Source organism: Fibrobacter sp. UWB5 (assembly GCF_002210295.1).
GTDB lineage: Bacteria > Fibrobacterota > Fibrobacteria > Fibrobacterales > Fibrobacteraceae > Fibrobacter.
This window is the reverse complement of record NZ_MWQH01000010.1, coordinates 12,452-33,062: the sequence shown is the minus strand read 5'-3', so window position 1 is coordinate 33,062 and position 20,611 is coordinate 12,452. Positions and strand designations below refer to the sequence as shown.

At 46.2% G+C, this 20,611-nt stretch carries 16 protein-coding genes and 1 tRNA gene; 10 read left to right on the top strand and 7 right to left on the bottom strand.

All coding sequences use genetic code 11. The features are described from left to right. Window positions 1-32: 32 nt before the first annotated feature. The 3 genes from orn to lgt all read left to right on the top strand — a co-directional run bounded on the left by orn (window position 33) and on the right by lgt (window position 2,811). Window positions 33-569 carry an oligoribonuclease gene (gene orn / locus B7989_RS12275; RefSeq protein WP_349362396.1) on the top strand — a complete coding sequence of 179 codons (537 nt, stop codon included), beginning with the start codon at window positions 33-35 and terminating at the stop codon, window positions 567-569. 99 nt (window positions 570-668) lie between these two features. Further along, window positions 669-1,934: a penicillin-binding transpeptidase domain-containing protein gene (locus tag B7989_RS12270; RefSeq protein WP_233144413.1), complete on the top strand. Its 1,266-nt coding sequence runs from the start codon at window positions 669-671 to the stop codon at window positions 1,932-1,934. Between the two features lies 1 nt (window position 1,935). Further along, window positions 1,936-2,811, top strand: coding sequence for a prolipoprotein diacylglyceryl transferase (gene lgt / locus B7989_RS12265; RefSeq protein WP_088628768.1), 876 nt, complete (start codon window positions 1,936-1,938; stop codon window positions 2,809-2,811). A 46-nt stretch (window positions 2,812-2,857) separates the two neighbouring features. Here the strand turns inward: lgt and B7989_RS12260 are convergent, their stop codons facing one another. The 3 genes from B7989_RS12260 to B7989_RS12250 are packed head-to-tail and all read right to left on the bottom strand — an operon-like array spanning window position 2,858 to window position 5,994. Continuing rightward, window positions 2,858-4,186 (bottom strand): TldD/PmbA family protein, encoded by a 1,329-nt coding sequence (locus tag B7989_RS12260; protein WP_088628767.1) that lies wholly within the window; start codon window positions 4,184-4,186, stop codon window positions 2,858-2,860. After that, complete coding sequence (locus B7989_RS12255) at window positions 4,186-4,422, bottom strand: helix-turn-helix transcriptional regulator (RefSeq protein ID WP_088628766.1); 237 nt, start codon at window positions 4,420-4,422, stop codon at window positions 4,186-4,188. The genes B7989_RS12260 and B7989_RS12255 overlap by 1 nt, the downstream gene beginning before the upstream one ends. 9 nt (window positions 4,423-4,431) lie before the next feature. Then, window positions 4,432-5,994, bottom strand: a complete 1,563-nt coding sequence (locus B7989_RS12250) for a hypothetical protein (RefSeq protein ID WP_088628838.1) — start codon at window positions 5,992-5,994, stop codon at window positions 4,432-4,434. 601 nt (window positions 5,995-6,595) lie between these two features. Here B7989_RS12250 and B7989_RS14035 point away from each other — a divergent pair. From B7989_RS14035 to B7989_RS12220, 6 genes are all read left to right on the top strand, one after another. After that, window positions 6,596-6,668: transfer RNA gene (locus B7989_RS14035), tRNA-Arg, on the top strand. 491 nt (window positions 6,669-7,159) lie between these two features. Beyond that, window positions 7,160-7,465 carry a hypothetical protein gene (locus B7989_RS12240; protein WP_144265060.1) on the top strand — a complete coding sequence of 102 codons (306 nt, stop codon included), beginning with the start codon at window positions 7,160-7,162 and terminating at the stop codon, window positions 7,463-7,465. Window positions 7,466-7,645: 180 nt separating this feature from the next. After that, window positions 7,646-7,975, top strand: a complete 330-nt coding sequence (locus B7989_RS12235; RefSeq protein ID WP_144265059.1) for a hypothetical protein — start codon at window positions 7,646-7,648, stop codon at window positions 7,973-7,975. 130 nt (window positions 7,976-8,105) lie between these two features. Further along, a complete protein-coding gene (locus tag B7989_RS12230) occupies window positions 8,106-8,471 on the top strand; it encodes a SpoVG family protein (RefSeq protein WP_233144412.1) in 366 nt (121 codons plus the stop codon). Window positions 8,472-8,664: 193 nt separating this feature from the next. Then, the gene (locus B7989_RS12225) at window positions 8,665-9,519 is read left to right on the top strand and encodes an ArdC family protein (RefSeq protein ID WP_088628763.1); all 855 of its coding nucleotides are present in this window, start codon (window positions 8,665-8,667) and stop codon (window positions 9,517-9,519) included. 562 nt (window positions 9,520-10,081) lie between these two features. Continuing rightward, window positions 10,082-10,705: a recombinase family protein gene (locus B7989_RS12220; protein ID WP_088628762.1), complete on the top strand. Its 624-nt coding sequence runs from the start codon at window positions 10,082-10,084 to the stop codon at window positions 10,703-10,705. A 246-nt stretch (window positions 10,706-10,951) separates the two neighbouring features. On the opposite strand, the gene B7989_RS12215 is transcribed toward B7989_RS12220, so the two are convergent. The 4 genes from B7989_RS12215 to B7989_RS12200 form a co-directional block, all read right to left on the bottom strand. After that, the gene (locus tag B7989_RS12215; RefSeq protein ID WP_144265058.1) at window positions 10,952-11,185 is read right to left on the bottom strand and encodes a CopG family antitoxin; all 234 of its coding nucleotides are present in this window, start codon (window positions 11,183-11,185) and stop codon (window positions 10,952-10,954) included. Then, window positions 11,182-11,475: a BrnT family toxin gene (locus B7989_RS12210; RefSeq protein ID WP_088628836.1), complete on the bottom strand. Its 294-nt coding sequence runs from the start codon at window positions 11,473-11,475 to the stop codon at window positions 11,182-11,184. Before B7989_RS12210 ends, B7989_RS12215 begins: the two co-directional genes overlap by 4 nt. Before the next feature lie 285 nt (window positions 11,476-11,760). Beyond that, entirely contained in the window at window positions 11,761-13,233 is a 1,473-nt protein-coding gene (locus tag B7989_RS12205; protein WP_158212919.1) for a T9SS type A sorting domain-containing protein, read from the bottom strand. A gap of 838 nt (window positions 13,234-14,071) precedes the next feature. Then, on the bottom strand, window positions 14,072-17,398 hold the full coding sequence (locus B7989_RS12200; RefSeq protein ID WP_088628760.1) for an InlB B-repeat-containing protein: 3,327 nt from the start codon (window positions 17,396-17,398) through the stop codon (window positions 14,072-14,074). A gap of 437 nt (window positions 17,399-17,835) precedes the next feature. On the opposite strand from B7989_RS12200, the gene B7989_RS12195 reads away from it, so the two are divergent. Next, a complete protein-coding gene (locus tag B7989_RS12195; protein WP_158212918.1) occupies window positions 17,836-20,274 on the top strand; it encodes a fibrobacter succinogenes major paralogous domain-containing protein in 2,439 nt (812 codons plus the stop codon). The last annotated feature ends 337 nt before the right edge of the window (window positions 20,275-20,611 follow it).

The following is a 20,611-nucleotide window of genomic DNA, read 5'->3' as shown; positions in this document are numbered from 1 at the left end:
AAATTTTTTAAATTGTCCGCGTTATGGCAAGAATTAAAAGCGCACCGAACCTCGTCTGGATGGACCTCGAAATGTCGGGTCTCGAGCCGGAGAGGGACGTCATTCTCGAAATTGCGACGATCGTAACCGACCCGAACTTGAATATTTTGGCCGAAGGGCCCGTCTTGGCGATTCACCAGACCGAAAACGTTTTTGAAGGCATGGACGACTGGAACAAGCGTCACCACACCCAGAGCGGACTCGTGGAACGCTGCCGTAAGTCGACACTCACCATGGCCGACGCCGACAAGATGACCCTTGACTTCATCAAGCCCTTCACCACCGAACGCGGAAACGTGCTCTGCGGGAATTCCATTACGCAGGACAGACGTTTTCTGTACAAGTACATGCCGCTTTTGACCGGCTGGCTGAACTACAGGAACATCGACGTGAGTTCCATCAAGGAACTGACTTTCCGCTGGTACCCGGACCTGCCGGAATTCCAGAAGATGGAAAAGCACCAGGCCCTGGACGATATCCGCGAAAGCATTGCCGAACTCCAGTATTACCGCAAGACGATTTTCAAGTAAAGTTTAAACTTTAAGATGGACTATAATAACTACCTTCCGAAAAAAAGGCTCCCCTACGCCGTTAGGATCCGTAACCGAATTATTGTTTTTTCCGTTTTTATGGGACTTTGCGCCCTGATGGGCACCTGCATTTTTGGCGAAAAAGAACCCCAAAAGCCCGCTGAAGAAGACGAATATGCAGAAGCAATCGATTCTACAGCCGCAAGCGACGCAACCCTGCAGGCCGAACAACTAAGCGAAACGGGACTTTTCCCGAAGGCCGATTCCGAAGACCTAGCGAACACGCAGGCAACGGTTGCCGCCGCAGTCGTCCCCGAAAGCCCCGCCGAAGCAGACGTCATCGACAGCTCGCACATCAAGGCGCAGAAAGATGTTTTCATGGCCGAAAAGATCGACAACCTGCTGCGCCGATTCCGCCCCGAACACGCGGTCATCTTGATGGTGGACCCCCAGAGCAACGAAATCATTGCCTGGGGCGAACGTCGCAACAACCACGTGCAGGAAAAGCCCGAGTACTTCATCAAGAACACCTTCCCGGCGGCATCGCTTGCAAAGACAGTCACCATTTCGGCAGCCATGGAATCAAACCGCTACTCGCTCACATCGCAAATTCCGATGATCGGTTCCAGCATTCACCTTTACAAGAACCAACTGCGCGTCAAGGAAGGCTACAGGGGGCCGTTTATCGAACTGCAAGACGCCTACGCCAAGTCCGCGAACCCGCCGATGGCCATCGTGGGCATGAACGTGGGTGCCGAACGCCTGCGTAGCGCCGCCAAGAAGCTCGGTTACAACACGAACTTCCCGGGTGCACTCCCCCCGCGTTCCAACTACGCTCCGCCCGATACCGGTTACGGTCTCGCCGAAGTCAGCAGCGGCTTTACGGAAGCCACCACCTTGACCCCGCTCCTTGCCGCAGCCCAGGTCCGCTCCATTCTCATGAAAAAGCCGCTCGAAATTCCGTGGGCAGCCAACCTGGACGGTTACGCCCCCAAGAGCCGCATCGCACTTGATGTGGGCAAGTTCAGCGACAACACTTATTACGGTCTGCGCGAAGCGATGATCCGCACCGTCACGCACGGCACCGCCCGCAAGAACATTTCGACCAGGCATATGGCCCGCAAGAACTACGAGGCTCTCACCATCGGCGGAAAGACAGGCTCCCTCGACGGACACGACCCCTATGGCCGTTACGAATGGTTCATGGGTTTTGCGCAGTCCAAGGTAGATCCGAGCAAGGCGGTGGTGCTCGTGATTATGCAGGTGCACGACTTGCAGGGCGTGCGTTCGCAGCCGGCAACCCAAGTCGCCGGAATGCTGTTTAACTATTGGGCTCACCAATATTTACCCAAGAAAGGAAAGTAAAATGGAACCGACATGGTGGAATCTAATCCCTTCTTATTTTGACGGAACGGCCTTTACGCTCGGGAGTTTCCCGGTGCGCTGGTACGGCATCATGTACATTTTCGCCTTCGTAACAGGCTACCTGACACTGATGCACGTGAACAAGAAGGAAAAGCTGGGCTACACCAAGGACCAGTTCGACAGCCTGTTCACCTGGATTATCGCGGGCATCATTATCGGTGCGCGCCTGGGCTACGTGTTCTTCTACAAGCCGGGCTATTACCTTGCCAACCCGACCGAAATCATTCTGCCCATGACTCACGATGCTCTTGGCTACCACTTTGCCGGAATCTCAGGCATGAGCTACCACGGTGGCATGATTCTCGGAACGATATTCACCTACATCGGCCTGAAGCGCAACAAGATGAAGGTCTGGGAAGGCCTGAACCTTTGCTTTATGCTGGCGCCGCTCGCCTACACCTGGGGCCGCTGGGGCAACTTCATTAACGGCGAACTATTTGGCGAAGTCACCACGAGCGGTATCGGCATGTGGTTCCCGCTCGCCCACGACAGTCCCATTACCAACCCGATTCTGCACCACCCGAGCCAGCTTTACGAGATGCTGTTCGAAGGCGTTATCTTATTTGCCATTTTGTACAACTTAAGACGCATTCCGCTGTTGCGCGACAAAATGCCTTGCCTGTACCTGATGGGCTATGGTTTCTTTAGATTCTTCATCGAATTTTTCCGCAGGCCCGATGCACACCTGGGCCGCGTGGACCTATTCGGCATGAGCCGCGGGCAGACGCTTTGCAGCGTCATGTTCCTGACCGGCTTAATCTGGCTGATTGTGCTGATTTACAGGCAAAAAAAGGCTGCTGTAGACAGTAAGAAGTAGGCAGTGGTTTGAGATTAAAAAAAGAGTCCCCGTAAGGGGACTTTTTTTAACAACTCACCGCAAGCTCGCTGATGGCAAGCGCCGGGACCTTGATTCCGGCGAACGGATTGTAATATTCGTTGCCAACGCCAACCACATTCTGGATGATGTCGAAGTAGTTGCCCGACAAGGTTACGCCATCGACAGGGTGTTGAATCACGCCGTTTTCGCACCAGAAACCGTGGGCACCAATGCTGAGTTCGCCACTCACGGAGCTACAGCCGGAGCCACCTTCGAGGCGCACCACCAGGAGGCACTTGGGAAAAAGTTTCAAAAGATCCGCAGAAGAATACTCCCCTGCCGGAACGAACATGTTCCAGAACGCCGTAGACATCTTGGAGCCGAAATCGCGGGCGCCGTTGCCCGTTGTTGCACAGCCTGCCTTCGTGGCGGTTTCCAGGTTGTAGAGCGCTTCGTTAAAGATACCGTCCTTAATGACTTCGACTCGTCGAGTCAAACAGCCTTCGGAATCAAAATACATCTTGGTGCTAAAGGCTTCGCCTGTTGGATCGCTCCATAGAGAAAGCTTTTCAGAGGCAATTTTCAGCCCCTCTTTACCAGCCAAGCGAGAAGTACCTTTCTGCATGGATTCAGCGATGAACGGCGAAGCGTACATGCTCATGAATCGGCCAGAAATGCGTTCCGAGAACACGACAGGAATCTTGCCGCCTTCGATTTTCTTGGCGCCGAAAAGTTCCGTTGCATAGTTCGCAGCCTTGTCAGCAATTTCGGCAACGGTGAACTTGCTCCAGTCGCGTTCACTTTTGACAAAGTTGCCGAGCTTGCTGATACCATCGCGCACAGCGACTGCACCTGCACCCACCGACACGGAGTTTCCCTTATCGGTATAGAAAAGACCCTTGTGGTTTGCAACAATCGAAAAGTCGCGGTTCAGGTCGGCACCCAAGTATGGAATATTCTTGATGTCGGCAGAACGTGCAAACGTTTCTTTTTCAAGTTCGATGCAGAAGTCCTTGAGTTCCGCCAACGTGAGCGATTCCAGCGCCGGATTGTAGTTGGGATTGCCTTCCGGAATCTTTGCCGGAGCAGGCAATTCAAAGTCAACCTTCTCGGTCCACTGCGTGTGGCAAACGGCATCCTTAATGGTCTGCGCAATCGCTTCCTTGGTCAAGCGTTCCGTGTGCGCATAGCCCGGACGGCCATCCTTAATCACGCGAATGCCAAGCCCTACGGAATCCGAAATTTCGGTATTCTGCACCTGGCCCTGAAAAACAGACAAGCCCTCGGAATGGGAATTCGAGGCAATTACATCAAACTGTTCCGCCTCGCCCTTTGCGAGGTCGCACATACAAGAAACGGCATCGGTAATATTCATTACGCATTCCTCTTGGCTTTGCTGGCGAGCATGCGCCAGTAGGCAGCGGGGCTTCCCGTCACAGATTCAAGCGCTTCGGCAAGTTCGCGGGTAATTTCAACCGTACCCGCAATCAAGCCCTCGAGAGTTTCCATCGGGACCCCGATGCGGCGGGCAAATTCCGCCTTGTCCATCTTGAGCCATTCAATGCCTTCTAAAATCGCCTGCCCCGGAGTGGGTGTTCCATGCCTTGCCATAGTCAATTCCTAAAATTCAATCGTTTTCCAGCCTTCGGCGCCAAAGCGCAGGTCGCGTTCTACAAATTCCCAAATCAGGAGTTTCTTGCCTTTGAGCACGCCCGCCTTACGGGCAAGCTTTTCACGCACAAGCGTAGAAGCGCCGCCATCGCTCACAATCGAGGACACCGGTCGGCCGATATTCCTTGCAAAATGGGCAATCCAACCCGCATTCACAGGCGCATCCGTCTGGTAAATGCGGCTGAAGCTGTCGCCCAGAATCAAAATCTTCGACTTGCGGAAGTCATCCTTAAACGGAGTCTTGGTCGTATCGCGTACCACCGTGGAATCCGAAAGCGAATCTGCCGGAGCTTCCATGTGTTCCGAAATTTCTTGCTGAGAAACCACATGGCCGGTTACCTGTTGTACCTTGAACACGTTGAACTTGTTGAGGCCGCTCATTTCGCCAATGTCGCCCATGCGATCCGCCAAAGAATCAGACACCACATAATCCATAGACGGTTCACCGATATTGATCAGGCCCGCATCCACCATCGCATTCACTTTTTTCGCGATTTCACCGGCGGCAAGTTCTGCACCACGCGGAGTCCAGTGCGTATCGTCATCCAGATAAAGCGCACCCAGGTTTGCATCGTCCGCCTTTGCGGCAAGGAGCGGCGTATACAGGTCCACCGTATTCAACCCAATCGTCGCAAGCGAATCCAGAATCGCCTTGCCGTGTCCGGCAAGTTTCAAGCCATCAACGCCGGTCAAGCGTTCCGGATAGATGCTCGGCTTGCCCGGAGTAATCACCACCAGGAGCTCTACGCCCTTCGCCTTAAGCTGGTTGCGGAACTTGAGAATTGCCTGAATCGGGTTATCGAGCTTTGCGCTGCGTACATCCAGCGGCGACGGCTGCACTAGGAATTCTACATCTTGGCGGTAGAAAAGCCAACGGCCTTCGCCCTCACCCAGAACCACCTTTTCGCCCGGATCATTGAAGATATTCCATACCGCCAACTGGTACTTGGGGCGGAAAGCAAGCACAAGCGCATTTTCGTCTTCGACCTTGTTTTCGAACGCACGCAGATAGCGGCTCGTCCACACACCGTAATGCTTAATGCCGCAAAGCGCACGCCAAACCGAGAAACGCCCGAATTCAGCCACCACCGCCTTCAGCGTAGAATCAACAGTTTTGAAGGTTTCCGGTTCATCTTCAAGGGCTGCAACCAAGGTATCAGCCAACTTCAGCAACTTGTAGTCCGCCTCGGCCGTATCCAGTTCGGCATAGCTATTCACCGAAAGCGCAACCGCCTCCAGGTCCGAAAGCGCACTGACCACGTTTTCCAGCGACTCGCCCACCTCGGCACCACCGGCAATCGATTCACGCGCCGCAAACCAGGCATCGTTCAACTTGGCAGCCGATTCCGCCATCTCGGATTCACGCTTAAACGGCGTATAAACGACATCCTTGAAAATATCCAGGCTGACAAAGCGCTTTTCACCGCGCAAATCCGCCACCGTCTGCACCGTAAACGGCAACAGCAACAAGACTGCAAAAACAACAATAAAGGCAATATAGAGTTTCTTCACATGCGAAAAATAACAAAAAAAAAGGCTGGCCACCGAAGCAACCAGCGAAATACCCGGATCGCGATTCGAACGCGAGTCTGATCCTTAGGAGGGACCCGTTCTATCCAACTGAACTATCCAATCTATTTAGGATATACCGCGCCCGAACACTAAACCTTGCGATTTTCGCTTAATAGCGCCAATTTCACATACAAACACACCAACCTGTGTCGAACAGTGTGTCGTGATGTGTATCGGCCTAATCGAACGATTTTCGAACAGTCTCACATCGCGTTTATGTCAGGAAAGACAAGGCATAACGACATTTAGTCGAACACGACCGACAGCAGCCTCGTTCTATCCACGAGTTCGAAAATAGTTATAAAACCATTCAATGTCAAGTTCGAACTGAAAAAAGTTCCGCGTTCTATAAATCGCGTCAAAGCCAGTCACTGTATCAAATTTCAGATAGCACGCGCTCCAAAACACTGCTTTTTTTACTGTTCGGCAAGTGTTCGAATCAAGAATTCGCAAAAACACCTTTTCGCGTTCTATCCAATTGAATAGCAGAAAAGCCGTTTTTTTGACAATTAATGCGTATGTTTCTATATTATCGCCACTCGCCTGGGTAATTTAACGGGATAAAATACGTCCCTCCTAAGGATGATATCCGCGTTCGAGTCGCGGCCCGGGTATAGTAAAGGCCTCTCGCATTATGCAAGAGGCCTTTCTTGTATCCTTCCCCAGCCCCCAAAATTTTGGAAAAATGCCCCTTCTGACTTTGCTCACTTTTGGGGTATGGGGTTATTGACAACCGATTTTTATTCATTCGATTTCGAAGGCGCTTTCTCCGATATGGAGATTCCTTTTTTAGGAAAAACCCGTACCCTAAAAAACACTTTGATTTTTTATTGTGAACGTAAACCAACAAAGCCCGTTAAATAGCCCCTTACGGCGTTTTCACCCATAACAAATCCAAGCGACTGACGCAATCTGCACGGGACTGCACCTAGTCGATATCGATATCTATGACACGAAAACTTAACCAAGGAGATGCTTTATGCACTATGGCGTAAAACGAGAAAGTCACAATGTCCTGATCAGACCAGGATACTTCACGGATGATTTCAAAGACTACTGGAGGAAACAGCAAGCGTGCGAAAGAGACGGATGCAATCGCGTAGTTGTGAGCATCCATTCCAAAGAACGACTGACTTCAGCAAGATGGAAACGCTTCAGCAAGAAGCCGAACCCCATCGTCGATGAATGGGCTGACAAGTACACCTGCAATGCGGTCTTGGTCGGAGTGCTTGGATGGGTTGTGACTCGCAAGGTGCGCCACATCGAAGACCACCACATAGTCGAGAGTACCGAGCACAAGACCTACAAGAGCCGTCCCAAGCACCTCGTCAAGGGTGGCACGCTGTACGCTGAGTGCCGCTATGTATGTACCTATGACGCTCGCGATTATGACCCTATGGAGCATTGTTAGTACAAGGGGCTATGCCCCTTTTTTATTTGCCGAACCCTCATCAGACTGGCACGGCAGCGGCGGGACTGCCATCATATAACATGAGCTTCATAAATAAAGTGAATTATTATGAGCGATAGGATTATATTTCAAATAAGACATGGCGGCAAATGCCTCGCATACATATATCAAAACTGGGGCATGGGTGACGGCGAAGAGCTTGAACAGTATGTCCGCGAGGCTGCGACCAAGTATAACTATGACCTCACCAAGCGCGCTGACGCAATCCAGGCTATTAGACTTGCCGGAGAGCGCCTATACGGACATGCCAAGTGGACTGCCAACGAACGAGAACGCGCATCCGATTGGAGGTTAGCCACAGCAAAGGACCGAGCCTACCTGATGGCGCACCGCAAGGACATCATCGCAGACAACCAAGCAGATGGCGTCACCTTCTACTACGGCACTTACGGCGAATACCCTGCTTACATACAAGGCTGGTGCGAGGACGCCTACACCATGACTGTCTAAGAGGAACCCCTAACGGGGTTCTTTTTTTGTTTATAGCTGCAAGGGACTGACACGGAATCCACGGGACTGCTTTGGCCATTTATCACTTCTATGTCAATGACATGACAAACAAAAACAAAAAGGATTCGATATGAACTATCAAAGCATGAAGAAGGCAGACCTTATCACCCGCATCCAACAGCTCGAAAGCCAAACAAGCTCAGCCATGCAAGTGACCGATTGCAAGGTATTCCCTTTTCACGAAGGACCTTCGCTTGGAAGCGTAAAGGCACTTGCAAGCGTTATTCTTGGCGACCAGCTCATAATTCGTGGACTACGTGTAATGAGTGGTGAGAACGGCCTGTTTGTAAACTACCCCATAGATCCGTTCTTCAAGGGTGATGAATATCGTTCTGTTTGCAACCCCATCACAAAGGCATTACGCGAACATGTCGAAAACGCCGTACTAGAGAAATACCAGCAAGCAATCGCAACACCGGAGGCTACAAATGGCTAAAAAGCGCATCGTCTACAGGCCAAGCAAGAAGCGCGTTTCCGGCTAACACGATTTTTCTTCCTTAGTCGAATCACCCTACTTGGAGGAGTAGGGTGATTTTTCTTTTGCGCCTCATCATAACGACTGGCAGACGAACAGCGGGACTGCCATAGTCTTTTATTTCATCTATGACAAGACAACAAGCGAGGTCAAAATGAACAAGGCGTACGAAGAAATTACAAACAAAATCATCGAACAGTTAAAACAAGGTTGCATTCCGTGGGAGCAACCATGGTTTGGAAACCGATGCGCAATTAGCTTTGCAACGGGAAAGGCTTATTCTTTTTTGAACCAATTGATTTTAGGTGGTGAATCAGCGGAATTCATAACTTGGCATCAGATACAGATGTTAAAAGGTCGTCTACATAAAGGAAGTAAAGGCCGTCGAGTTTTCTTTTGGCATACTTTTGAAAAGGCAGAAACCGACGAAAAAGGGGAAGTAACAATTAAAAAAGTGCCATATCTGCGTACATACACGGTTTTTAGGGTTGCTGATTGTGATGGTATCCAGCCACGATGGCAACCTAAGGCGTCCAATAACACAATCGTTTCACCAATCAAACAAGTTGAAGAAAATATAAATCAATACCTCACTAGAGAACACATTGAACTTAAGCATAATTCAAATGATGCCTACTACTCAAAAAAATATGATTACATCAACATTGCTCCAATCGTAAATTTCAAGTCGTCGGAAGATTACTATAGCACTTTACTTCACGAAGTTTGTCATAGTACGGGAGCGAAACACAGATTAGGTAGATTTGGGGTAAATAATTCCCCAACCACATTTGGGTCAAAAGAGTATTCTCGCGAAGAGTTGATTGCAGAACTTGGTTCGGCTTTTTTACTCAGGACATTCAATATTGACACAAAAAGTACCTTAGAACAAAATGCTGCTTATATCGAAGGATGGATTGAAAAGCTAAGCAATGATTATTCTCTTTTGCCAATCGCAGCCTCCAAAGCGGAACGAGCTGTTGAATACATCCTAAACGAAAAACAATAAAAAACAAGCGGGCGGGGACATCGTATATATGAACCAACTGTTTCCGTCCCCATCCGCTTGCTTTGACCAATAGAGAATGCATGATGCATTGGTTGCTAAGGCACCCTAGCGAACCAATAAAAGTTTATATGCTGCTGAAATTTTTTCGTTGCCCCAACCAAATCGGTGTACGATCACTAAGTAGAAACGCTTACAAAGCTCCCCTATTGGTACACTTATCACATATATATATTAATATAGAACATTGTACCCTTCAATTTTTTTCCCGTAAGATTCCCACATATATACACAAACCCTATTGAAGTAAACCCGACATCGTCATCATCAAAAATCGTGCACAAAGTAGGCCGTTAAAGTGTACTATACCACACACTCATTTCCAATATCAAAGTACGGCTTAAATTAATGCGCAAAACACAAAAAAAGCAATGCGAACATTCGGCTTGATTGAATAACTTGTCCGAACATTCGCATAGCTGATTGACTTTACCGAATACTGACAGCCAGTCTACGGGACTGCTTAAGTTCTTTATTTAATTAACATCAAACAAAGGAGGCCATTATGGCTGTTTTTGGGTATGCCCGTGTGTCCAGTAACACGCAAAATTTATCGCGTCAAATCGAAGCACTAAAACCATATATTACAGATGAACGTTATCTTTACTGTGACAAGGCCTCAGGAAAAGATTTTAATCGAAAAGCTTGGGGCGCATTAGTTGGCACCGAAACAACTCTTGCCGCCATGCGTCCCGGAGATTGCGTTGTGGTGGTTGATTTGGATAGAATCTCGAGGTCGTACAACCTAATACAGCAAGCGTGGAAGCATATAACCCAAACATTGGGCTGCGACATAAAAGTCATCAACATGCCCCTACTTGATACGACCAATAACAACGGTAATCTTGATAAGCGCTTTGTCGCTGACCTTGTATTACAAATTCTTAGTTATGTTAGTGAGCGTGAGAGACTTAACATAAAATCTAGGCAAAAACAAGGTATAAAGCTCGCGTTGGAGCGCGGAGTTCATTTCGGTAAAAAGGCGATTCCGAAGCCTGAAGGCTGGGATGACGCAATCACTCAAGTCAAATCTGGTACGCTGACGGCGACGGCGGCAATGCGTCAGTTGGGGCTTAAACGAACAACCTACTACAAATTACTACGGCAAGACCGCCAGAATGCGGCCTAAAAGCATCATCCGTTCGCCTTGGGTTAATGGACATCACCCTTGGCTGACGGATGCTTTATTTTTTCATTATATCCGACATTGGTGTTGCTATTTCGGCGGGAAGAATAATTTCGTACTCATCTTCGGATGGTATGATAGCGACTGTTGACGCCCACGTTCCGTGCAACTGGCCTAAATAATCAATCTTGGTCACCGTTCCATCAGTTCCATTAAGCCTAGGGCAATCCTTGACATTTATGATATGAATTATGCCACTTGTTTTTTGCGATTTGGTTTCGAAACGAATTTAGGCTCCATTTTATCAGCCTTGGCTTGCTCAAGGAACATGTTGATTAATGTCTGGTACGGAATATTTGTCTTTTCCGCCAGATCCTTGAAATAAGCGAGAACCGATTCGCTGATGTTTATACAAATCGTCTTCTTTAACTTTTTGGCATACGGGTTTTTGACTGCATTGCTGAAATCGTAGTTTTTCTTCATGGCAACCTCCTTTTCCAGTATTGTTCTGTTTCTTTTTTATTCGCTTTTCGAGATGAAATAATTCGGATAATTTCGTTTTCTTCTGAACCTCGTTCGCAAAAACACACCAAGAGCGTATTCATCATTGACGACATTCCCATTAGAATAAAACGATCTTCTTCATCTGAATGTTTTTCATCCGCAAGCAAAAGAGCATTTTCATCATAGAAAACTGTTTGAGCCTCTTCAAAAGTCACCTTGTGTTTGATAAAATTTGTTTCGGCCTTGTTTTCATCCCATTCGAAAATCATATATGTGGTATATATAATATATATACAAGAAGATTCATCGTCAATAGAAGATATTTCCTTTTTAACAATATTGGATTGTTTATGGGCATATCTTTTAATTTTACGATTCTTCCGCATGTACATATCGCTTTTAACGGATGAACCTCCGTCGGGCGAATAGGGACTGTCCCTATTCATATATATACACGCTTTTTTCGGGCGTTTATGGACTGATTTTGATGTAAAAAGATATTTGCGTTATGAAATTAAGGCGTTTTGTAGTCGCTTGTCTTGTTGTTCCCTATACTAGCGAATATTTATGCGCACGACGCCACTAGCGTTTTTTCCAGAAATTTTTGCGATATATTTTCCACGGGCAAGGTCTGTCAGTACAATTGTATTGTCATCCTTCGCGAGTGTCAAACGTAGGCTCTTGACTTTGTTGCCCAACATGTCGAACACATTCACCCTTACATCGGTTCCATAATTTGCACTAATCTGCAAACGGCCATTAGATGCCCCAATGAAAGTTGTATGTTCGTTAGAACTGGACTCAACTTCGCTAGAACTGGATTTGACATCATTCGAATCAACTGGAACAACACTGCGTTTTAGGCAACGAACATTGTCGACATAAAGGTAATCGGGAATACGACCACGGACATCCCACAGCAACTTTCCGATTTTGGTCATATCCAGCCGATATGTATACCCCCAATTCGGTTCTTGTGCAAGTGCCCCCAAACTAAATGAAACAGTCTTCCATGAAACGGATTTACTTGCCATAACGTAGTGATTATTATCTTCCGTTAATTCACCATTGTAATCACCTTCCATGACGACTTTAAATTGATGTTGAGCTCCGATGTAATCGTAAGCAATCACATCGCAGGAGCTAAAATCATAGCCCGAGGAATCCTTGTTCATTTTTAAGCCCAGCACAACAAAGGGCGCACCATTGTAATAACCAGCATCAAGAGCAATTCCTTCTAGCCCTGCCATATATTCGGAGCCGTTTGTTGCGGGTAAAACTAGGCTGTCTATGTTGGTAAAGGAGGACTGAGAGTAGTTTCCTTGACGATCTCTTGTGTTGTTGTCATCATAGGCGAACCACGTTCCGCCCGTAAGAGTGACGTCGTCCCCATCTTCTAGGTCATCTATCTTAATGGAATCCTTGTGATTCACGTCGTTGCAGGAAATTTCATTTTCAATGATTTTGATTTCTTGTAATATGAAATAACCTGCGGATTCCCCTTCGCTTGGCTTCAATTTTCCTGCATTTATGTAAAGGTTTCCGCCTTCACTCTTGGAACAGTGGTTATAAACACTGGACTTAAATTCCCCATTGAAGCTCTGTTCAATTTCAAATACAGTCATGTCTAGACTGTTCATAACGCCGATAGAAACCGCTCCCGTGGCGCTTTCTTCTACACGCCCTGTTCCTACAATTTGATATGAGTGTCCTTGCTGCAATATAAGCCCGTGGGTTGCCTGAATGCCGTAGGGTTTAATATCCATTCCGTTGGTTTTAAAGATAAGATACCTTGTTTCGTCTTCCAAATCTGTTCCTAAATAAACACTACCGGCAAGGTAATCTTTATAGCTTTGCAGTTTTTCATCCCATACGGGTTCGACATACGAATTCCATTCGCATAAGTACAATGACTGACAGTTGTTAAAGACACCCTGTGCAATCAAGATGTCTTTATCCTGTGCAAAGGCGTCCGCTATGCAAAGGAAAGCAAATAAATATACAGTTATAAGGGTTTTCTTTTGCATAATGAAGAACTCCATCAAAATATTGCCACACCTCATCTAAGTATACGTTTTTTTTACATTAGTGTCAATAAAAAAGACAGACATTTTGACAAGGCTAAAGCGGAGGCGAGTGCCTGACCGCAAAACGATGTCGGCCGAAGGCCGTAATTTCTGTGTGCCGTAAAGCCCCATGCGTTAAGCTGGGGCTGTGGTGAGAGTAAGACGTAAGGCGAACGGTCTTAATGGCGTGCGGAGCAGGCAGAGCCGGAGCGCAGTTTGCATAGGAAAACGGGGCTTTCTTTTGCAAGCGGCCAGAGGAGATCCCGGCTCGGGGGCCGGGAAGACATTTCGGCGGCTAGAATGCAGCCCTAAGGCGGAAGAAGGTAAGTCTTCGAGCGAACATTCCGGAACGGCCATGTGAGCGAGAAGAGCTTACCTCTGGAGCCGTGGGCTGTGGTGATGTCATAAGGCCAAATCGACAAGCTGGTTTGCGTAGGGGCTCTTTTCGCCCGGCTTTACGATACAGTCCTTGAAGGACTTGCGTTTCTTCATCTTTCACTCCTCCCCGCCTACAAGCTAAAAAAGGCGGGACTTTAGGTTATTTTGCATCGTGTGCGAAAAGCTGTTGGCTCTGTCAGGCCATTTTGTACAATCGGGCGGTCTTAGCAAAACTTTCCCAATCCGTCAGCCCCTTGGAAACTGCAAATTGACTACGGAATTGCAGAATTTTCGCTGAAAAAGGCAATCTGACCGCCGCAGCGTTTCTGTAGCTATACAGTTTGACCTAACAGAGCCGAACGGTCATTTTCGCAGCGTTTTGGCAGTCTTTGTAAAAAAGTACGAATTAGCCTGACAGAGCCTACTTAAGCGATACGATCTTGCTCATGCCATTCATGCGGACAATGTAGCTACCAGGGGTCTGTAAGGTAATGCTTGTCGTTGCATCGGCTAGCGACTTAGCCGTAACTAGGTGACCCAGGCTATCGAAGATGCGGACAACTCCGCCCTGCACATTCGTTAGCATAAGCGTCATGCCGTCTACCGCAAGGTTGAACGCGGGCTTAACAGCGTTCAAAACAACGATCGTATGCTCCTCGGAGGAACTGCTTTCTGCAGCACTCGAAGACGACGCAACTACCGAACTACTTGAGGCTACAGAGCTACTCGAAATGCTACTGGACGAAGCCACAGAAGAACTGGATGCAGCGCTAGAAGAACTTATCGGCGAGAACGCCGCCCAATATTCCGCATCACCAGAAACCGGCGCAATAGCCGGAACCCAGCCACTAAACTCAAACCCTTCCAACTGACCCATCGGGGTTTTGCCCCTATATTCAGGAGTTTTTCCATAAGCAACAGAATCCACCTGCAACGTATCCATACCCGTTATAAAGGCAATCCTATACAAGAGCGCCTCATACTTTGCCACCAAGGTCTTTGCCGACCCAACAGAAACCTTATCTCCAGTCAAGCCCAGCTTTTGGGTTCCATTATACCAGCCGATAAACCTGTACCCCACTTTAGCAGGCGCATTGGGTAAGGTGACTTCAGAGACACCCTCTGCCAGAACAAATTCAGCAACGATGTCGCCATCTTCGGTCTTGAAAACAACGGTTTGAAGCACAGATCCCTTCGGTACATATGTCGCATAAAGTTCATAGTCGCCATTGATAATCGTCTTGGCAGAAATAGCGGAATCTCCGTAGGCCCAAAAACCGAATTGCAAGTCTTCATCACCGTCAGTCGGGTCAGGCTCTTCGGCCATGGTAATGATGTTGCCCTTATAATTTGTAAAGCTGGAATCTATTTTATAAGTATAAACGCTCAACACCTTTGAAGAATCCAGGAAGGTCACCTTATAAATCGCATGATTGCTTTCATCTGCAAAGACTGGATAATTCTTGCCGCTCTGACTCCACAAGCCTAAATTAGGCAGTTTTCCATTGCATGTATTCAACATCCATGCAAATTTTTCGGTCTGCATTTCTGCTGTAGTCATTGCAAACTCAGGCAACGTATCATTTTCTGCAGGCCTCAACATCTTGTCGTAATAGACACAATTTCTTTGATTTAAGCGCATTCCATTTCCTGGGACCAAAGTTCCATTAATGGCAACAGAATCTGTTATAGAAAGGGTACCCGACTCAATAGCAGCATTAGCAACATAGGAATAAGCCGACCACGCTCCAGAATTCCAGTGGTCATCAACAACTTGTATGCTATTTGATTTCAATAAAACTCGACCCTTGTTTATGTTCGCTCCTAACCTCGGGTAAGAGCTTGAGCGTCCCACATAAACACCCGCAGCATTGGCAGCAGATGCTTTCTCACCCATATCCAAATAAACTCGTCCTTCGTTTTCGCAAAGGCGAACCAAACTTTCAGCAAAACCCACAACGCCAGCCGCATAGGCACGAACGAACTCTTCTCCTTGCGTTTGTCCAACGAAACTCACATCAGCTTTATTTTTACAATATTCTATGGAATCAGCATTTCCTGCAATTCCAGCGACAATAACCTCGGCTTTGAAACTATATTTCGAGCTATCAGAATGAACCGATACCCCCCCTTCATTTATTGAATGAAATACATTTCCTGCATAGCCAGCAACTCCGCCAACAAAGTACATTTCTTCAGTCATTCCCTTTAAGTCAGCACTTACCTTTCCGTAATTTATACAATCCTGTATATATGCTCTTTCCGCATATCCAGCAATACCGCCAACACCATTAAAAATGTAAGTATAATCACTTGATATATTTCCGAAATTTTTTGATTTTTTCACATAGGTATTCGGAATTATTTTATCATCATCAATGCTACCGACAATTCCACCCATAGCACCTCTCCCAGAAATGGAGCCCTCGTTCGTACAATTTTCTATCACGATATAAGCATCATATCCAATTTTACCGTTATTAGAGGATCCACGACCAAAACCTAAAATTCCACCAGACGTGCCTTTATACGAAGTTGCATAAAGCGAATCAGTATTCACACATTTTGAGATTAGTAGAGTATCCCCCTCAAAGGAATAAACAATCCCTGCGACACTATATCCATGCAAAACAGCATTGTTCCTTGCATTACTAATGTCTATAAAAGACCCCTTATTACCTGAAGTTCCAATAATTCCACCCGATGCCGTATTATCCATATACCCCCTGTTGACAACATCCCTAATGATAGCATGAGATGCATTAAAGTTCCCAATAAAGCCTCCACAAGTATTTCCGTTTTCTATTTTACCCTCATTAACCGCAGTAAAAATATTCACATGGCCATTGCTGTTGCCTATAAAGCCACCCATATTATTTTTCTTGGAACCATAGAGATTTCCCTTATTGACACATTCCTCAAACTGGGTCGTCGATATCGATTTTGAATTGCCAACAAAGCCGCCTATGGCAGACGAGGATTGTTTCGCGCCCCAAATAATGTTTGCTACATTCGTATCATTAAAAAAGAACGCCTTGTTTTCAACATACCCCACAAATCCACCTACGGCCCCCGTATTTGTAGCACTGTCTAAAGCGCAATCACCTACAGTTCTGTAAAAATGAACAGAGCCTTTTACGCTACCCACAAAGCCACCAGCATAGTATTTGGAACCAATCTTGGCATTCGAACGAGAATGAACAATAAAGTTGCGTCCCGTCAACTGTCCCGCAAGGCCTCCTGCTAAACTATCGGCAAGAACAGTCCCTGAAACCTGAACATCTATAATAGAATCTCCGCCAAAAGAAGCTGCCAAAATACCAGCAATTCCATTATCACCTTGAGCCAAAGCATTGTCCAGTTTTAAATTCTTGACAACAGCCCCTTCTCCAATAAAACCAAAAAGACCGGCGTATTTACCTTGACTATAGAATCCCGACACTTTGTAACCTGCGCCATCGAAAACACCATTAAATGTCGTTGAGTCCGTTCCAATTGAAATCCATTTGATTGTTTCTGAAGAAACCTTACTAGAAGTAATCGCAACATCATTTTTCAGAATTGCATTATAGTTAGGATTTCCCTTGTTAACTTGGGTCGCGAGCCACGCCAAATTTTCTGCTGACTCAATTTCATAGAATGTCTTACCCTCTTTTTCGATGGTCGAAGGCTTTTTTACGCCACCGGTCCAATCGGCAAAAGCCAGGGGGCATACGAACAAAATGGCTGCAATCAGTTTTTTGAGCATAGAGTCCTCGTTGTGCTATAGGAGTAAATATAGCTTCAAACGAGCCTAAAGTAAAGAAAAAAAAACATTAATATACTGAGTGTGAGCTAAAGCAAATTTTTTTGGGGGGCAAAAGGAGTATATTTCGGGTTGGAAAATATCACTTTTTGCAAGATTTTAGGGCTCTGTCAGGTCATTTTGTACAATCGGGCGGTCTTAGCCAAAAAAGTCGGTTTCGTAAGCCCATCCAAGGCTTTTTTTTTCACTACGGAATTGCAGAATTTTCGCTGAAATCGTGACCAGGCTCGCCGCAGCATGTTCGCAGCTATACGGTCTGGCCTAACAGAGCCGACTGAAAAAATGATAAGATGTATAGTTTTTTTTACAAAACAGCTAAAATAATTTATATTAGAGGAAAACAGTTCTATCCTGTAAAAAGACTTAACCAGGGGTGCCCCATGAAAAACAGCCTGCGCTATGTTGTGTCAAGCGTATCCGTTATTTCGGCTCTTTGCTTTTTCGCTTGCGGCGATGATTCTGCGAGTAATGCGAACGATAACGCAAATGATTCCAAGGGGACCGAAATTCCTTGCGATTCATCTAACGAAGGTCTCGTTATCAAGCCGGCGGACAGCGAAAACTTCAGAGAATGTTCCGATGGTAAATGGGTTGAAATAGTTTCGTCCAGTTCCTCAAGCGAAGTTCAGGTACTCTCTAGTTCTAGCGAAAAATCTGTTGAATCCAGTTCTAGTGAGAAGTCGGTCGCATCAAGTTCCAGCCGTGTGACGAATTCAAGTTCAAGCGAGGTCCAAGTTGCCTCCAGTTCTAGCGACGCGCCGATTTCATCCAGTTCTAGTGAAAAGTCGGTCGCATCAAGTTCCAGCCGTGTGACGAATTCAAGTTCAAGCGAGGTTCAAGTTGCCTCCAGTTCTAGCGATGTTCCAGCTTCATCCAGTTCTGACAATGAAACAGAAAATTCAAGCAGCAGCGAAAAAATGTACCTGTGTGATGATGGTGTTACTTATGTGTTGAATCTGGATAACTGCGAAAAAGCCAAGTCTAGTTCATCTTCGAATACTAGTCCAAGTTCATCTAGTTTGTCTTCATCTAGTCAAGTGCAGAGTTCTGCAACGGTGTCTAGTTCTTCGTTTGCCCCTGAATCTTCTAGTGAAACAATGTCATCTGCCGAAGTGGACTCAAGTACATTCTCTATTAGAGATGCTGTGCTTGCCACGGGTACGCAGTATCTTATCGCCCCGAAGGTTGTTGTTCATGAACTGAATGCGTCTCTTAATAAAACGGGAGTCCAGCATCAATCGACAAATGTCAATAGTACCAGTTATATAGGAGTCTTTGGCAACAAGTATTATTCGGAGTCAGACACAATCGGACAACAGTCAATTTATATGCTGATTGAATGCCAAGGAAAATTTTTTGAACTGGATTCCCAAAAGACGACGACTGATTCCTTGACACTTAACGCCATAGTCGATGCGACATATTTGGACCGAAAAACAATAAACAAAAGGGTAGAGTACATTGCTAGGGTCAACTTGTTTACACATATCCAATCAAAGCGAATCGCCTATTTGGTAAAGAACGGTCTTGATTTTCCGTCGGCAAGAGAACAGGCGAATAATGAATGGATTAAGTCTTTAGGCTTAGAAGGAACCTTTACAGAACCACAGGATATCGTTCCCAAAACGGCAGCCGACACGGTTTTATACAATGTAACGCTTTTGTTCAATGGACTGACCAATAGTGCCTCTGCTTTGCAAAAACTAATTGATGAAGTCGCAGACGATTTTGAAAAAGATGGAGAGTGGAGCGATAGTATAAAAGCCAAAATGGCAGATTTTGCAAGGGCGGGGTCAATACTTTCCCAGACGACGTTTAAAACATCTGTAACTTCCTCATCTTATGCAGCCCCCTATAAGTCTGCTTTCCTGGGTAATTTCTGGAGGCGAGAATATGGAATAGGAACTTGCACTAAGGAACGTGCTGGTGAAATTGCCGCAGTCACCAATCAGTACAGCAAACTTTACTACAAAAATACTTACAGTCGCTTTATTTGCCGCGATTCCTCTAACTCTGTATTTTGGCGGTTTGCGACTTCATACGAGAAAGACCTAAATAATGAAACGACTTGTGATGAAATCGGAAAAATCATCAAGGGTGCAGTCGTTGATACCATTAGTTACTATTGTGCGTCAAACGGTAATTGGGTTGACATGACTAACGATTGGAATTGGCTTGTCCCCAAGGAATATCGCTTTAATCCTGATTTTGAATACGGAACTATGACTGATGAAAGAGATGGAAAGGTTTATAGGACCACGGTTATAGATGGTGTTACCTGGATGGCAGAAAACTTGAATTTTGCGGACAAGAATATTTCTCATAATTTAGAAGGAAATATGTGGGCAAATAAAAATGATCCTGACGGGGAAATAGCGGGCCGATACTACACATGGTCTGCAGCAATGGATACTGCCGCATACGATTGTGGCGAAGGACTTCGTTGTTCTATAAGCGATGTCAATCGAAAAGGTATATGTCCAGAAGGATGGCACATCCCTCGCCTAGAAGAATGGAAAAATCTATTATCAACAATTGAAGAACTTGGCAATAGGCAAAAAATTTTGAGATCCAAAACAGGATGGGATAGGTCAAACAATGGAACTGACGCTATAGGATTTTCTGCTTTTCCCGTTGGATACAATCAAGGAGGATCTTTTTATGGCGATGGATATTATGCTACTTTTTGGACTGCAACCCAGGGAGGGGATGGATATACATCAGGATATTACTTTTACATTTCGAATTCAAATGGAGCAGCCTCTTATGGGACTCTCAATAAGGGAAGAGGACATCCTGTCCGTTGCGTAAAGAACTGATTCGCAAATTTTACCCCAAATAATAAGACTGCTGTCAGACAAACCATTTTGTGAATTTATTTCTCGGCTTCCATGAATGCGGAGGCCATGAAGGCTCGTTTAGCGCTCTTCTAAATCATCAATAGACTGTAAAGACGACTTTATTCGGTAACGCCTTAACATTTTTGTGGGATTCGCTTTCAATTTGCAATAACATCAAATCCTGCAGTCAAGGAATTTATAGAAAGTCAGTTGTAACAACTACGATTTGCTCCAGAACTTATAGGAAAGATATAGTTACTGGAGGAAATCAATGTGTGGATTGCTCAAAGCCGTTTACCAATCAGTCCCTTAGCCT

Bases quoted from the DNA above. Each gene is read 5' to 3' on its own strand.
- B7989_RS12270 (WP_233144413.1), top strand. From the start codon at position 669: ATGGGACTTTGCGCCCTGATGGGCACCTGCATTTTTGGCGAAAAAGAA.
- lgt (WP_088628768.1), top strand. From the start codon at position 1,936: ATGGAACCGACATGGTGGAATCTAATCCCTTCTTATTTTGACGGAACG.
- B7989_RS12260 (WP_088628767.1), bottom strand. From the start codon at position 4,186: ATGAATATTACCGATGCCGTTTCTTGTATGTGCGACCTCGCAAAGGGC.
- B7989_RS12255 (WP_088628766.1), bottom strand. From the start codon at position 4,422: ATGGCAAGGCATGGAACACCCACTCCGGGGCAGGCGATTTTAGAAGGC.
- B7989_RS12235 (WP_144265059.1), top strand. From the start codon at position 7,646: ATGGGTGACGGCGAAGAGCTTGAACAGTATGTCCGCGAGGCTGCGACC.
- B7989_RS12230 (WP_233144412.1), top strand. From the start codon at position 8,106: ATGAACTATCAAAGCATGAAGAAGGCAGACCTTATCACCCGCATCCAA.
- B7989_RS12225 (WP_088628763.1), top strand. From the start codon at position 8,665: ATGAACAAGGCGTACGAAGAAATTACAAACAAAATCATCGAACAGTTA.
- B7989_RS12220 (WP_088628762.1), top strand. From the start codon at position 10,082: ATGGCTGTTTTTGGGTATGCCCGTGTGTCCAGTAACACGCAAAATTTA.
- B7989_RS12215 (WP_144265058.1), bottom strand. From the start codon at position 11,185: ATGAAGAAAAACTACGATTTCAGCAATGCAGTCAAAAACCCGTATGCC.
- B7989_RS12210 (WP_088628836.1), bottom strand. From the start codon at position 11,475: ATGATTTTCGAATGGGATGAAAACAAGGCCGAAACAAATTTTATCAAA.
- B7989_RS12205 (WP_158212919.1), bottom strand. From the start codon at position 13,233: ATGCAAAAGAAAACCCTTATAACTGTATATTTATTTGCTTTCCTTTGC.
- B7989_RS12200 (WP_088628760.1), bottom strand. From the start codon at position 17,398: ATGCTCAAAAAACTGATTGCAGCCATTTTGTTCGTATGCCCCCTGGCT.
- B7989_RS12195 (WP_158212918.1), top strand. From the start codon at position 17,836: ATGAAAAACAGCCTGCGCTATGTTGTGTCAAGCGTATCCGTTATTTCG.